The following is a 15094-nucleotide window of genomic DNA, read 5'->3' on the forward strand; positions in this document are numbered from 1 at the left end:
GGGGTGGATATGTTTTGGCATAATTTTAAATATGCAGGTAAAATGCTGATAAAAGGAAAAGATACACTGTTCTGGACGATACTGTTTCCGATCGCATTATTCACATTCATGTACATGGCATTCGGAAATATCATGGAAAAGGATGAGATGTTTAAAGATATCCCGGTCGCAGTTGTGAGGGATGGTAAGAATGATACAGCGCTTATGATGGTGCTGTCTACGCTTTCTATGGACGGCGAGAATAAACGGATCGACATGGAGGTGCTCAGTGAGAAAGAAGCACTTCAAAAGTTAAATGATGAAGAAGTGACCGGTGTGATCTATACATCGGATGCGAGCCTGATAGTGAGGCAGAGTGACATCAAGGAGTCGATACTGGAATCAATCCTGAATCAGTATAAGCAGATGGAACAGATGTATCTGAATCTGATGCAGAAGGATCCGGAGGCTGCATCGGAGATCATTCAGAAGGCAGTGCAGAGCGATGCGGTATATTATGAAGAGATTTCCACAACGGACGGATGTCAGAATGAGTATTATAATTATTTCTATGCAGTGCTTGCTATGAGTTGCCTGTTTTCTTCCTTTGCCGGAATCACAAGAATGCATAAGCTGCAGGCAAATGAAAGCGCACTTGGAATGCGTCGTTGTCTGTCACCGAATCCTAAACTTGTGACTGTTCTGGCGGAGTATCTGGCATTACTGCTGGTTCAGTTTGCAGCCGAGGTTATCACTGTAATCTATATGCGGCTGTTCGGTGTACAGTTTGGAACAAAATATCCGGCTATTTTACTGGTACTCTTTATTGCATGTAATATCGGTATTGCCGGAGGAATGCTGATTGGTACCTGGTCAAAATGCTCATATGGAGGAAAGATTGGAATTGCGGTAGCGGTCAGCCTTACCTTCTCTTTTATGGCGGATCTGATGGTTCATGGAATTAAAAACAGTATTGAAGATAAACTTCCAATTCTGAACCGGATCAATCCGGCGGTGCTGGTAACGGACTGTCTCTATGCGCTCAATGTATACGATAATTACGATCGTTATTTCAGAAATATCCTGATCTTAACCGGTATGGCTGTCTGTCTGCTTGGAGCGAGTATTCTGATCTTAAGGAGGAATAAATATGCAAGTGTTTAAATCCTATTTTAAAATCTTAAATAAGAAAAAAGGCTCAATGTTGATGTATATTGGGATTTTTGCAGGCATTATATTTGGATTTATATTGCCGAATTCCGGTAAAACAGAAGACGAATATAAAAGCATGAAGTGTAAATTCGCTTGGTTTGATTATGACCAGACGGCAGAAAGTGAAGAACTGTTTTCGTATCTGGATCATGCACATAAACATGCTGAATTAAAAACAGATACGACGGAAGCGATGCAGGACAGTCTGTTTAACCGGGATACAGACTGTATCGTCCGCATTAAAAAAGGTTATGCGGATCATCTGGATAAGGAAGATCTGTCCGATTATATCGAGATCGTTGCAATTCCGAACCGGAGCAAGGTGGAACTGTTTGAAGCAGATGTAAATAAATATATCTCTTATCTGAATGCATATTTTGCAGCCGGATATGACCGGGCAGAGGCAGCAGCTCAGGTGGATGAATTGTTTCAGACTAGAACGAACGTAACGATGACGACCGAAGACCATGGCGGAAAACATAGTACGAGATATACATTTTTCAGTTATCTGGGATGGATATTTGTGGTCATGATGATCGAAGGTGTGAGCCCGGTATTGATCGTATATGATAAAAAAGAATTAAGAGAACGGATCGCAAGCTCAGCATATAAATATTCCAATATGACAAAAGAAATCCTTCTCGGAACGATCGTAACAGGATTCCTTGGATGCGCAGTATTTGCGGTTGGAGGGTGCTTTGTATTCAGAAAAGAAATGTTTACGGCGGCAGGACTTGGAAATCTGCTCAATATGGTTTGCTACATGTTCGTAGCTATGGCACTTGCCTTTCTTGCAAGTAAGATTGTCCGAAACGAGGAGGGCTTCAGTATGATCGGCAATATAGTGTCCCTTGGTATGGCATTCCTGTCCGGCATCTTTGTTCCGGTGGAATTTCTTGGTGAAGGGGTCATAAAGCTGGCACATTTCCTTCCGGCTTACTGGTATGTCAAAGTCGTTGATCTTCTGGACTATGAGGCAAAGATACCATCGGAAGCATTCGTATATATGGGGATCGAGGTGCTCTTTGCAGCCGCCATCATCACAATTGCAATCGTGATCGACCGTGCCAGAAACCAACGCTTGGTGAGTAGTTAGATGATGAAAGTTTTATAAAAAGGGAAGTGGACATTATCTATTATTCCGCAAGACGCTTTCGCTCTGTTTCTCATGTAGCGGTACTAAAGTTCACCACTCCGTGGTTCACTAAGTACCGACATTCGAAAAGGCTTGCTTCATAATAATAATGTCCACTTCCCTTTTACATAAAACTTTCATCATCTGGAAGCTACATTCCTGTTATGAAGGAAACATATCTGGAAATCGATATATGAAACAAAATGGGAAATAGCATTACTATTATGAAGCAAGCCTTTTTTAATGCCGGTTCTTAGCGAGTCGCCATGGGCGAGGAGCTTAGTGCCGTTGCGTTAAAATAGAGTGCGAACGACTTGCGGAATAATATGTAATGTATTTCCCATTTTATTTCAAAGATTTACGGAAGAAATTTCCTTTATAACAGGAATGCCGCTTCCATTTCAACTATTATTTGTCGTTGTTCTTGTTCTTCTCGTTCATCATTGCGCGGACTTTCATGGACAGACCGAACAGGTTGATGAATCCGGTTGCATCCTTATGGTTATACAGCTCACCGGTAGTGAAGCTTGCAAGACTCTCAGAATACAGAGAATATGGAGAAGTTGTTCCGGCTTTGATGATGTTTCCTTTGTACAGTCTCATCTTAACCTGACCGGTAACTGTCTCCTGTGTCTTTTCAACAAATGCCTGAAGAGCCTCACGGAGAGGGCAGAACCACTTTCCTTCGTATACAAGATCTGCAAACCTGGTTGCTACGAGCTTCTTGTATGCAAGGGTTTCACGATCCAGAGTCAGCTCCTCTAACTGCTTGTGAGCTTCCATCAGAATTGTTCCGCCGGGAGTCTCATAAACACCACGGGACTTCATGCCGACAACACGGTTCTCAACGATATCGATAATACCGATACCATGCTTGCCGCCTAAACGGTTTAATTCACGAATGATATCAGAAACTTTCATCTTTGTACCATTAATAGCAGTTGGGATACCCTTTTCAAAATCAAGTGTCAGATATTCATCCTCATCCGGTGCCTTTTCAGGGGTAACACCGAGAACCAGAAGATCATCGTAGTTTGGTTCGTTTGCAGGATTCTCCAGTTCCAGACCTTCATGGCTGATGTGCCAGATATTACGGTCACGGCTGTAAGAATGAGCAGCATCAAACGGAAGATCGATACCGTGTGCCTGACAGTATGCAATCTCCGCATCACGGGAATCCAGCTTCCATTCCGGCTGTCTCCATACAGCGATAACCTTGATGTCAGGAGCAAGAGCCTTAATTGAAAGCTCAAATCTTAACTGGTCATTTCCTTTTCCTGTTGCGCCGTGACAGATCGCAACAGCACCTTCCTTACGAGCAACCTCAACTAATTTCTTAGCGATCAGAGGTCTTGCGAAAGAAGTACCGAGTAAATATTTATTCTCATATACAGCATCTGCCTGAACGGTTGGCATGATGTATTCATCACATAATTCATCAACAACATCCAGAATGTATAACTTGGAAGCTCCTGAATATTTTGCTCTTTCATCCAGTCCTTCCAGCTCACTTTCCTGTCCTACGTCGATGCAGGCGCAGATAACATCGTAATCATAAGTTTCCTTTAACCAAGGGATGATAGCTGTTGTATCAAGGCCGCCTGAGTATGCAAGAACAACTTTGTCTTTTGCCATTTCTAAATCCTCCTTAAAATCCGTCTGTGTGGAATATGTACATTTCTGATATATCATAATTCCATTTGTTGAATAAAGGACATATCGTCCTGTCTGCAAATTAATATATAACGGTAGTGAATATTATGCAAGTGTTTTTTGAATAGAAAAGTGGAAAAAATAAAAAAGAAACAAAATGTAAGAAAACAGAATTTACAATATAGAAGAGGGATAGAAGAAAAAATACGATCATGAAACAAAAAGAATAAAATATGAATATTACATATACAAATATGAATAATATACACACACACATTGAATTACAGGAAACATCGGTTTGTATATAATGAATAGAAAGTTGTAACAAATCAGAAAAAAATAGTAGAAATAAGAAAAAATAGGAATAATGTTTGAGTATCTTGTAGAAATGCTATATAATATAATAGACTGTGGATACTGGTTATTATAGACTGTGAATGGGAAATCCTGAAGTTAGAAATCACAGCCAGATATAATAATTCGGGTGAAAGAATGAAAAGTTTTTTGATTAACAGGAGGAATAAGAGATGAAAGGCATTATTTTAGCCGGAGGATCTGGAACAAGGTTATATCCGTTGACAAAAGTAACATCGAAGCAGCTGCTTCCGATTTATGATAAACCGATGATCTATTATCCGATGTCAGTTCTGATGAATGCAGGGATCCGTGATATATTGATCATTTCAACACCGCAGGATACTCCAAGATTTGAGGATCTGTTGGGAGATGGAAGTCAGTTTGGTGTAAATCTTACTTATGCTGTACAGCCTACACCGGATGGACTTGCACAGGCTTTTGTTATTGGTGCGGATTTTATTGGTGATGATACTGTGGCAATGGTTCTCGGTGATAATATTTTTGCAGGCCACGGACTTAAAAAGAGATTACGTGCAGCTGTTCAGAATGCGGAAAACGGTAAGGGTGCAACTGTATTTGGTTATTACGTAGATGATCCGGAGCGGTTTGGAATTGTTGAATTCGACAAAGACGGACGTGCGATCTCGATTGAGGAAAAACCGGAAAAGCCAAAGAGCAATTACTGTGTAACAGGTCTCTATTTTTACGATAATAAAGTTGTTGAATATGCAAAGAATCTGAAACCATCCGCCAGAGGCGAGCTTGAGATCACCGATCTGAACCGTATTTATCTTGAACATCAGCAGTTAAATGTAGAGCTTCTCGGACAGGGATTCACATGGCTGGATACAGGGACACATGAGAGTCTGGTTGATGCCACGAACTTTGTAAAGACGATAGAGCAGCATCAGCATAGAAAGATTGCATGTCTTGAGGAGATTGCATACCTGAATGGATGGATTTCCAGAGAAGAAGTTCTTGAAGTATATGAAGTTTTGAAGAAGAATCAGTATGGACAGTATCTGAAGGATGTATTAGATGGTAAGTATCTGGATGTGCTTGCATAGCTTTTGCAGATAAAAAGATAAAAGATAGATTGAGGAGAAAGATAAAAATGAGTAAAACAATCATAGTAACAGGTGGAGCCGGCTTTATCGGTTCAAATTTTGTATTCCATATGCTTGATAAATATCCGGAATATCGTATCGTATGCTTGGACAAGCTGACATATGCAGGTAATCTGTCAACACTTGAGCCGGTAATGAAGAATCCGAATTTCAGATTCGTTAAAGCGGATATTTGCGACCGAGATGCCGTTTACCGGTTATTTGAGGAAGAAAAGCCGGATATCATTGTGAACTTTGCAGCAGAGAGTCATGTTGACAGAAGTATCGAGAATCCGGATATTTTCTTAAAGACAAATATTATGGGTACGGCAGTGCTTATGGATGCCTGCAGAAAATATGGAATTGAGAGATATCATCAGGTATCCACCGATGAAGTGTATGGAGATCTGCCGCTTGACAGACCTGATTTGTTCTTTACAGAAGAAACACCGATTCATACAAGCTCTCCTTACAGCAGCTCAAAGGCAGCAGCAGATCTTCTGGTATTGGCATACCACAGAACTTACGGATTGCCTGTCAGCATATCCAGATGTTCGAATAACTATGGACCGTATCATTTCCCGGAGAAACTGATACCATTAATGATCGTAAATGCATTGAATGACAAGCCTCTTCCCGTATATGGTGAGGGCTTGAATGTGCGTGACTGGTTATATGTAGAAGATCATTGTAAGGCTATCGACCTGATCATTCATAAAGGGCGTGTTGGCGAAGTATACAATGTCGGTGGTCACAATGAGAAACAGAATATTGAGATCGTTAAGATCATCTGTAAAGAACTTGGCAAGCCTGAGTCTCTGATCACACATGTTGGCGATCGTAAAGGACATGATATGCGCTATGCAATCGATCCGACAAAGATCCATAATGAACTTGGATGGCTTCCGGAGACAAAGTTTGAAGATGGAATAAAGAAGACGATCCAGTGGTATCTTGATAACAGAGAATGGTGGGAGACCATTATCTCGGGAGAATACCAGAATTACTATGAGAAGATGTATGGTAATCGTTAATTTGTGGAAAAGAGGTAGAGAAATAAGATGGGACAGATTAAAGTTACAAAAGCACCGATAGAAGGATTGTACATTATTGAACCTGCAGTACATGGAGACAGCAGAGGATATTTTATGGAAACCTATAACCAGAAGGATATGGAGGAAAATGGTCTGAATATGGTATTTGTTCAGGATAATCAAAGTATGTCGACAAAAGGCGTGCTTCGCGGACTCCATTTTCAGAAGGAATTTCCGCAGGGAAAACTAGTACGTGTGATTAAAGGTGCAGTTTATGATGTTGCTGTTGATCTGAGATCAGGAAGCGAAACATATGGAAAATGGTATGGTGTGGAGTTGACAGAAGAGAACAAGAAGCAGTTCTATATCTCGGAAGGCTTCGCTCATGGATTTTTAGTTTTATCGGATACGGCGGAATTTTGTTATAAGGTAACAGATTTCTATCATCCCGGTGATGAGGGCGGTCTGGCATGGAATGATCCTGAAATTGGTATTGAGTGGCCGAAGGTCTTTGGTGAATATCAGGGAAACGCAAGTGCGGAAGGGTATCATCTGGAAGATGGAACCGCGCTCAACCTGAGTGATAAGGACCAGAAATGGCTGGGATTAAAGGAAACATTTAAGTTCTAATAAAGTTTTTAGTTGCAGAGAGGATGTCTTTCACTAATGGATAATAAGACTACACAGTATGATAAACGTCTATCGGAATACAGAGACAGACTGTTACAACGGAATAAGGAAATGACAACGGACGATGATGAGCTGATCGATTCGATCATCAATCAGAATGAACCGGAAAATAGCAAAGCTGACGGTAAAGCAGATGGTACATCTGAGGAGAAAATGGCAGATTCTGTATCAGATGCTTCTTCGGCGAAAGAAACACCGGTATCGGAATCCTATAAGGAATATGCAGACAAATTAGAGTCGGTATTAAAAGAGGTTGGGGTTGCGACAGCGGAGAAGTCCGAATCGAAGCAGCCGACAGAGAGAATAAAAGAAGACCGTGTAGCCGAAGAACGGAAAAGGCTTGCTTATAAGAAACTCGGTTATGAAGAACAGACGCAGGATGATACCATGAAATCTGAGGCAGATATGGATGAATCGGAAGAAGATGGACATACAGTTGCTGATGTATTTGCAAATCTGAGAGAAAGTGTCCGGGATGCAGTAGGTGAGGCTGAGAAGAAGGTCAGAAGCCGGAAGCCTGTCATATCAGAAGTGGGTAATGATGGACAGAAACGATCATTTCGACTGAATACACTCGGTAAATGGGCGGTTACAGGCATTGTATTGTTCGTAGTATTCCTCATCCTTACGATCGGTTATGTATCCGCGAATAAATCTTATAAGTATAATCAGATGGATATTCGTCCGATCAAGAACAGTGATCTGGTTGTCAACGAAGGTGTAAAAGAACAGACAAAGGGTTATACCACGATTGCACTTTACGGAGTTGATTCCAGAGATTCAAATCTGAATACAGGAACAAACAGTGATGCGATCATTTTACTCAGTATCAATAAAGATACAAAAGAAGTTAAGATGGTTTCGGTATACAGAGATACATTGTTACAGATACAGAGCGACTCTCAGACAACTCATAAGGTCAATTACGCATATCAGCTCGGGGGTGCTTTAATGTCGATCAATACGTTAAATGCAAATCTGGATCTTGCTATATCGGATTATATTACCGTTGATTTTAATGCTATGGCAGATATAATCAATACGCTGGGAGGCGTAGAGGTAACGGTAACAGAAGATGAGGTAAATAATCTGAACAAGAATCTTGCGGAACAGATCGGTATTTCGGGAAAATATTCCGAGGGCGTTCATGAGGCGGGAACGAAGGTATTAAACGGACAGCAGGCAGTTGCATATTCCAGAATCCGAAGCACGGGTAAAGGAGATATTACCAGAACCATGAGACAGCGTACCGTATTACTTGGTCTGGTAAATAAAATGATAAATGCAGACAGTAAGATGATATCAAATCTGATCGATGTATCCTTTAGCTGCATATCAACCAGTCTTACAAAGGATGAAGTGACTTCGTTGGCGAAAGATATTGCTGACTATAAGATTACAGGAAATATTGGATTCCCGTTCTCTTATACACCGATGTCCTTAGATGGTAAAGGTAGTGTGATCGTAGCAGCGGATCTGAATGCAAATGTTACAGCTTTACATGAATATCTGTATGGAACATCGGGTTATACTCCGTCGACTACAGCATCATCTATAAGCACAGAAGTATCATCGGAAACGGGAGTGGCAGCAACAGAAGCAATTGATATAGATAAGGTATCAGGCGAAACTGCTGTTACAACACAGGAAAGCAGTGAAGCTTCGAGTGAATCGGCAACAAATGGATCTGAAACAGGTTCGACAACAGAAGTACAGACGATCACGACACCTCCGGCGGGAATGATAGAAAATGAATAATATCAGAATCCGTCTGAGACTTTTCGTAGGGAAGATTCCGGTGCTGACAGTGATCATATGTGTGATAGTATTACTTTTCGGGAAATACAGACAGATGGAATATGTCCGGGCGAATGAAACCGGAGTAATAGAGATAGAAAATACAGAGATTTTACCGGAGCAAATATTTTGCAGGCGCAATACCAATGACAGCTTCCCTGTACGTGGGGTATTGCTTCATGAATGGATTAAAGATATAAGACAGAATCTTGCATGGGCAGGTATGACAGAACGATATATCGCTCATATGGGACTGCATGAAAAGGTATGTCAGATGATGTTTGTAAATCCTGAGAATCTGGTTTTAAGTCATGATGTGACCAAGCTGGATAAGGAATTTAAGTCGGCGCTTAAGAAGTATCCTGTCGGTGGGATTATGCTGAAATCAAAAAACATACAGACGAAAAAACAGCTGAAAAAGCTGTTGAAGGAAATGCAGGATAATTCTGATATTACACTCTTCCTTGCTGTAGATGAGGAAGGCGGAACGGTCAGCCGCGTAATGCAGAAGCTTGGCAATATAGATGGCGGTGATATCGGATCAATGTATGATTACAGAAATCTGGGTGGAGATATTGCGTATGAGAATGCAAGACAGATCGGAGATAATCTGTCGTATTATGGATTTAACCTTGATTTTGCTCCGGTAGCAGATGTATGGTCAAATCCGGGGAATACAGTCATAGGAAAGAGAGCTTACAGCAATATTTATAGTGAAGCGGCGGAATTAATTCCATATGCGGTGCGCGGTTTTCACGCAGGCGGAGTGCTCTGTACTTTGAAGCATTTTCCCGGGCATGGCAATACAAAAGAAGATTCCCATTATGGAAATGCATATGTATATGAGACGAAAGACGATCTTGAAAACAATGAATTTCAGTCGTTTCGGGCAGGAATTGATGCAGGAGCTGACTTTGTGATGGTAGGGCATATGATCGTAACCGATATATCGAATATCCCATCCGATCTTTCTAAAGAAATCGTGACAGATATTCTTCGGACAGAACTTGGTTTTTCCAGAGTAATCATTACGGATTCATTGCAGATGGAATCAATTACCGATACATATTCAGCCGGGGATGCTGCGATTTATGCGGTGGCTGCAGGAAATGATATGATATTGGAACCGGAAAATCTGGAACAGGCAGTTGAGGGGATAAAGCAGGCAGTAAAAGATCAGATTATTGCGGAGACTCAGATCAACGAAAGCGTAAGAAGAATTTTGGTGATGAAGCATACTGCTATTGAGAAAGAATAGACCGATTGGGCAAATTTAAACACAAAACGCACAAAATGCGGATTATATATTTTAAAAGTAAAAGACACGATTTCAATGGAAAGACCATTGCAATTGTGTCTTTTTGATTTGCAATAATTTATATTGACTATACAAAACACTTTATAAAATTAAGTTTGCAAACTATCTGACAATTTGACGAAAAAAGTTGTTTACAAACGGAAAAAAAGATAGTATGATTACAAATCATAAAAAGCACAGAGCCGCATTTGAGAATCACTATCAGATAACCTGACTATAAGATCTCTACAGGTACTGGCAATAAGTTGGAAAGGAAAACGAGCATGGAAGATAACAGAAACGTAGTAAATCCAGGGTTATACAGTGAAGAATACGAACATGATAACTGTGGTATCGGTGCCGTTGTTAATATCAAAGGCATTAAGACACATGAAACCGTAAATAATGCGTTAAAGATTGTTGAAAATCTGGAACACAGAGCAGGAAAAGACGCAGAAGGAAAAACCGGTGATGGTGTAGGTATCCTTCTTCAGATTTCACATAAATTTTTTAAGAAAGCAGTTGCGGAGCTCGGATATGATCTGGGTAAAGAACGTGATTATGGTATTGGTATGTTTTTCTTTCCGCAGGATGAACTGCCAAGAAAACAGGCAATGAAGATGTTTGAGGTTATTGTCGAGAAAGAGGGACTTGAGTTCCTGTGTTGGAGAATGGTTCCGACTACTCCGGGAATTCTTGGAAAGAAGGCTGTTGATGTTATGCCGTGCATTATGCAGGCATTTATCAAGAGACCTGACAGCGTGAAAACGGGACTTGATTTTGACCGAAAGCTTTACTTTGTCAGAAGAATATTTGAAGAAAGTAATGATGATACCTATGTACCATCACTTTCCAGTAAAACGATCGTATATAAAGGTATGTTCTTAGTTGGAGAACTTCGTAAGTTCTATAACGACCTTCAGGATCCGGATTATGAATCAGCGATCGGACTTGTACATTCGAGATTCTCCACGAATACAACTCCTAGCTGGCTTCGGGCACATCCGTATCGTTATCTCTGCCATAATGGTGAGATCAATACGATTCGTGGAAATGAAGATAAGATGATCGCCAGAGAAGAGACAATGGAATCTACGATCATGCAGGACGAGATGTACAAGGTTATGCCTGTACTTGATCCAAATGGTTCCGATTCCGCAAGACTGGATAACTGTCTTGAATTCCTTGTATTAAATGGTATTCCGCTTCCGCTGGCAGTTATGATCACGATCCCTGAACCATGGGAAAATGATCGATTTATGAGCCAGGAGAAGAAAGATTTCTATCAGTATTATGCAACAATGATGGAGCCATGGGACGGACCTGCATCGATCCTGTTCACAGATGGAGATATCATGGGTGCAGTGCTTGACCGTAACGGACTCAGACCTTCCAGATATTATATAACAGATGATGATTATTTGATCCTTTCATCTGAAGTTGGTGTGTTAGAGGTCGATCCATCTAAGATCGTGAAAAAAGACCGTTTGAGACCGGGACGTATGTTGTTAGTCGATACAGTGAACGGAAGATTGATATCAGATGATGAGATCAAGGAGAAATATGCAAAAGCAAAACCATATGGTGAATGGCTTGACAGTAATCTGGTTCATTTAAATGATCTTAAGATACCGAATATTCGTGTAGAAGAATATACAGATGAAGAGCGTGCAAAACTCCAGACCGCATTTGGTTATACATTTGAAGATTTTAAAAATACAATCTATCCAATGGCTGAAAAAGGAGCAGAGGCAATCAGTGCGATGGGAACTGATACTCCGCTTGCAGTATTATCAAACAGCCACAAGCCATTGTTTAATTACTTTAAACAGTTATTTGCACAGGTAACAAATCCTCCAATTGATGCGATTCGTGAGGAGATCGTAACATCGACTTCCGTATATCTCGGAAAGGATGGAAATATTCTGGAAGAGAAGCCGGAGAACTGTCATGTATTAAAGATCCATAATCCGATCCTTACAAATACAGATCTTTTAAAGATCAAGAATATGAAGGTAGAGGGACTTAAGGTTGGCGTTCTTCCGATTCTTTATTATAAGAATACATCACTCGAAAAAGCTTTGGATCGATTGTTTGTAGAAGCAGACAAGTTGTATCGTGACGGTGTGAATATTCTGATCTTATCAGACCGTGGCGTAGATGAAACTCATGTTGCGATTCCTTCATTATTAGCTGTTTCGGCTATGCAGAAGCATCTGGTAAGAACAAAAAAGCGTACATCGGTTGCAATCATCCTTGAGAGTGCCGATCCTAGAAATGTTCATCATTTTGCAACGCTGCTTGGTTATGGTGCGTGTGCGGTTAACCCATATCTGGCGATCGAGACGATCAAGCAGATGGTTGACAGTCACCTGTTAAACAAAGATTTCAATGCGGCTGTTGATGATTACAATGCGGCGATCATGCATGGTATTGTAAAGATCGCATCCAAGATGGGTGTATCAACGATCCAGTCATACATGGGATCACAGATTTTTGAATGTATCGGACTTTCAAAAGAAGTAGTCGACAGATACTTTACTAATACAGTAAGCTGTGTAGGCGGTTCCGGTATCAAAGAGATCGAGGAGACGGTAGATGCTCTTCATTCATCAGCATTTGATCCGCTCGGTTTGGATACTAACCTCGCACTGACAAGTATCGGTGCACACAAGTTCAGAAGCGGCAAGGAAGAACATCTGTATAACCCACAGACAATCTACCTGTTACAGCAGGCAACCAGACGTGGTGATTATAACCTGTTCAAGCAGTACACCGCATGTCTGGAAGATGAGACAAAACCATTCCATCTGAGAGGCCTGATGGAATTCAAATATGCGGAGAATCCGATTCCAATGGAAGAAGTAGAGCCGGTTGAATCAATCGTAAAACGATTCAAGACAGGAGCTATGAGTTATGGTTCTATCTCACAGGAAGCACATGAGTGCATGGCGATCGCAATGAATACGATCGGAGGCAAATCCAATTCCGGTGAGGGTGGAGAGTCCATTGAACGATTAACGATAGGAAAAGATGGCAAGAATCGTTGTTCAGCTATCAAACAGGTAGCTTCGGGACGATTCGGTGTTACATCCAGATATTTGGTCAGCGCAAAAGAGATCCAGATTAAGATGGCGCAGGGAGCAAAACCCGGTGAAGGTGGACATCTTCCGGGAGGCAAGGTATATCCTTGGATCGCAAAGACCAGATTGTCAACTCCGGGTGTCAGCCTGATCTCACCACCACCTCATCATGATATCTATTCGATCGAGGATCTGGCACAGTTGATCTATGATTGTAAGAATGCAAACCGAGATGCAAGAATTTCTGTAAAGCTGGTATCAGAAGCCGGTGTTGGTACAGTTGCAGCCGGTGTAGCAAAGGCAGGAGCACAGGTTATCCTGATCTCCGGTTATGATGGAGGTACCGGTGCGGCACCAAATAACTCTATTCATTATGCAGGACTTCCTTGGGAGCTTGGTTTGGCAGAGACACACCAGACATTGATCAAGAATGATCTTCGTAATAAAGTTATTCTGGAGACAGATGGTAAGCTGATGACCGGACGTGATGTTGCTATCGCGGCGATGCTTGGTGCAGAAGAATTCGGATTTGCGACAGCTCCACTGGTAACAATGGGCTGTGTAATGATGAGAGTGTGTAATCTGGATACCTGTCCGGTTGGTATTGCTACACAGAATCCGGAGCTTCGTAAGAGATTTAAGGGCAAACCGGAATATGTTATTAACTTTATGAAATTTATCGCAGAGGAGCTTCGTGAATATATGTCGAAGCTTGGTGTCAGAACTGTGGATGAGCTGGTAGGACGTTCCGATCTGTTATATGCAGGTAAGGGCGCAGAGGACAGAAATGTTGATCTGTCACTTATCATCAATAATCCATATATTGATGCACCTCAGAATAAGATAAAATATAACGAGAAGCATCCATATGACTTCCAGCTGGAGAAGACGATCGATATGCGTGTTCTGTTAAAGAAGCTTGGACCTGCCCTTGAAAAAGGACAGAAGAAGAGCATCGAGATCGATGTTACAAACACGGATCGTTCCGTTGGTACGATATTTGGATCAGAGATTACAAAACGTTATGGAGAGACTTTGGAGGATGATTCCTACCTTGTAAAATGCAATGGCGCGGGTGGACAGAGCTTTGGTGCATTTGTACCGAAGGGACTGACGCTGGAGCTTGTTGGTGACAGCAATGATTATTTCGGAAAAGGACTTTCCGGTGGTAAGCTGATCGTATATCCACCACGATCTGCCAGATTTGTCCATGAAGATAATATCATCATCGGTAACGTAGCACTTTATGGAGCAACCAGCGGTAAAGCATATATCAATGGTGTAGCCGGTGAAAGATTTGCTGTTCGTAACTCCGGTGCAACTGCAGTTGTAGAGGGCGTCGGTGACCATGGATGCGAGTATATGACAGGCGGTAAGGTAGTAGTTCTTGGACGCACCGGAAAGAATTTTGCCGCAGGTATGAGCGGTGGTATCGCATATGTATTGGATATAGAGAATGATCTGTATAAGCGTCTGAATAAGGGAATGATTCATGTCGAGGCCGTAACCGATAAATACGAGATCGGTGAATTAAAGCAGATGATCATGGATCATGTAAATTATACAAATTCAGAGGTAGGAAAACGGATTTTGGATAAGTTCGATGAATATCTTCCAAAATTCAAGAAGATCATTCCAAAGGATTACGAAAAGATGATGAACACGATTGTCGCACTGGAAGAAAAAGGTCTGAACAGTGAGCAGGCAACGATAGAAGCATTTTACAGGATTAAAAATGGAGGTAAATAGAT

9 protein-coding genes are annotated in these 15094 nt (G+C 41.3%); 8 read left to right on the top strand and 1 reads right to left on the bottom strand.

What is annotated here, in order from left to right:
• Nucleotides 1–9: 9 nt before the first annotated feature.
• Nucleotides 10–1143 (top strand): ABC transporter permease, encoded by a 1134-nt coding sequence (locus CLOL250_RS05605; RefSeq protein WP_008401263.1) that lies wholly within the window; start codon nucleotides 10–12, stop codon nucleotides 1141–1143.
• On the top strand, nucleotides 1130–2287 hold the full coding sequence (locus CLOL250_RS05610) for an ABC transporter permease (protein ID WP_008401264.1): 1158 nt from the start codon (nucleotides 1130–1132) through the stop codon (nucleotides 2285–2287). The genes CLOL250_RS05605 and CLOL250_RS05610 overlap by 14 nt, the downstream gene beginning before the upstream one ends.
• Before the next feature lie 447 nt (nucleotides 2288–2734).
• Here the strand turns inward: CLOL250_RS05610 and CLOL250_RS05615 are convergent, their stop codons facing one another.
• Entirely contained in the window at nucleotides 2735–3961 is a 1227-nt protein-coding gene (locus CLOL250_RS05615) for an argininosuccinate synthase (protein WP_044945239.1), read from the bottom strand.
• A 545-nt stretch (nucleotides 3962–4506) separates the two neighbouring features.
• On the opposite strand from CLOL250_RS05615, the gene rfbA reads away from it, so the two are divergent.
• The 6 genes from rfbA to gltB all read left to right on the top strand — a co-directional run bounded on the left by rfbA (nucleotide 4507) and on the right by gltB (nucleotide 15092).
• The gene (rfbA, locus tag CLOL250_RS05620) at nucleotides 4507–5403 is read left to right on the top strand and encodes a glucose-1-phosphate thymidylyltransferase RfbA (protein ID WP_008401266.1); all 897 of its coding nucleotides are present in this window, start codon (nucleotides 4507–4509) and stop codon (nucleotides 5401–5403) included.
• Between the two features lie 47 nt (nucleotides 5404–5450).
• Nucleotides 5451–6476 (top strand): dTDP-glucose 4,6-dehydratase, encoded by a 1026-nt coding sequence (rfbB, locus tag CLOL250_RS05625; RefSeq protein WP_008401267.1) that lies wholly within the window; start codon nucleotides 5451–5453, stop codon nucleotides 6474–6476.
• Between the two features lie 27 nt (nucleotides 6477–6503).
• A complete protein-coding gene (gene rfbC, locus CLOL250_RS05630; protein ID WP_008401268.1) occupies nucleotides 6504–7106 on the top strand; it encodes a dTDP-4-dehydrorhamnose 3,5-epimerase in 603 nt (200 codons plus the stop codon).
• Between the two features lie 36 nt (nucleotides 7107–7142).
• Nucleotides 7143–8924 (top strand): LCP family protein, encoded by a 1782-nt coding sequence (locus tag CLOL250_RS13290; RefSeq protein ID WP_008401269.1) that lies wholly within the window; start codon nucleotides 7143–7145, stop codon nucleotides 8922–8924.
• Nucleotides 8917–10221, top strand: coding sequence for a glycoside hydrolase family 3 protein (locus CLOL250_RS05640; RefSeq protein ID WP_008401270.1), 1305 nt, complete (start codon nucleotides 8917–8919; stop codon nucleotides 10219–10221). Before CLOL250_RS13290 ends, CLOL250_RS05640 begins: the two co-directional genes overlap by 8 nt.
• Nucleotides 10222–10544: 323 nt before the next feature.
• Nucleotides 10545–15092, top strand: coding sequence for a glutamate synthase large subunit (gene gltB, locus CLOL250_RS05645; protein ID WP_008401271.1), 4548 nt, complete (start codon nucleotides 10545–10547; stop codon nucleotides 15090–15092).
• Nucleotides 15093–15094: the final 2 nt, after the last annotated feature.

The organism is Clostridium sp. L2-50 (genome assembly GCF_000154245.1).
Classification (GTDB): domain Bacteria; phylum Bacillota; class Clostridia; order Lachnospirales; family Lachnospiraceae; genus Coprococcus.

What these genes read in the sequence shown, in the direction of transcription:
- CLOL250_RS05605 (WP_008401263.1), top strand. Translation starts at nt 10, where the DNA reads ATGTTTTGGCATAATTTTAAATATGCAGGTAAAATGCTGATAAAAGGA.
- CLOL250_RS05610 (WP_008401264.1), top strand. Translation starts at nt 1,130, where the DNA reads ATGCAAGTGTTTAAATCCTATTTTAAAATCTTAAATAAGAAAAAAGGC.
- CLOL250_RS05615 (WP_044945239.1), bottom strand. Translation starts at nt 3,961, where the DNA reads ATGGCAAAAGACAAAGTTGTTCTTGCATACTCAGGCGGCCTTGATACA.
- rfbA (WP_008401266.1), top strand. Translation starts at nt 4,507, where the DNA reads ATGAAAGGCATTATTTTAGCCGGAGGATCTGGAACAAGGTTATATCCG.
- rfbB (WP_008401267.1), top strand. Translation starts at nt 5,451, where the DNA reads ATGAGTAAAACAATCATAGTAACAGGTGGAGCCGGCTTTATCGGTTCA.
- rfbC (WP_008401268.1), top strand. Translation starts at nt 6,504, where the DNA reads ATGGGACAGATTAAAGTTACAAAAGCACCGATAGAAGGATTGTACATT.
- CLOL250_RS13290 (WP_008401269.1), top strand. Translation starts at nt 7,143, where the DNA reads ATGGATAATAAGACTACACAGTATGATAAACGTCTATCGGAATACAGA.
- CLOL250_RS05640 (WP_008401270.1), top strand. Translation starts at nt 8,917, where the DNA reads ATGAATAATATCAGAATCCGTCTGAGACTTTTCGTAGGGAAGATTCCG.
- gltB (WP_008401271.1), top strand. Translation starts at nt 10,545, where the DNA reads ATGGAAGATAACAGAAACGTAGTAAATCCAGGGTTATACAGTGAAGAA.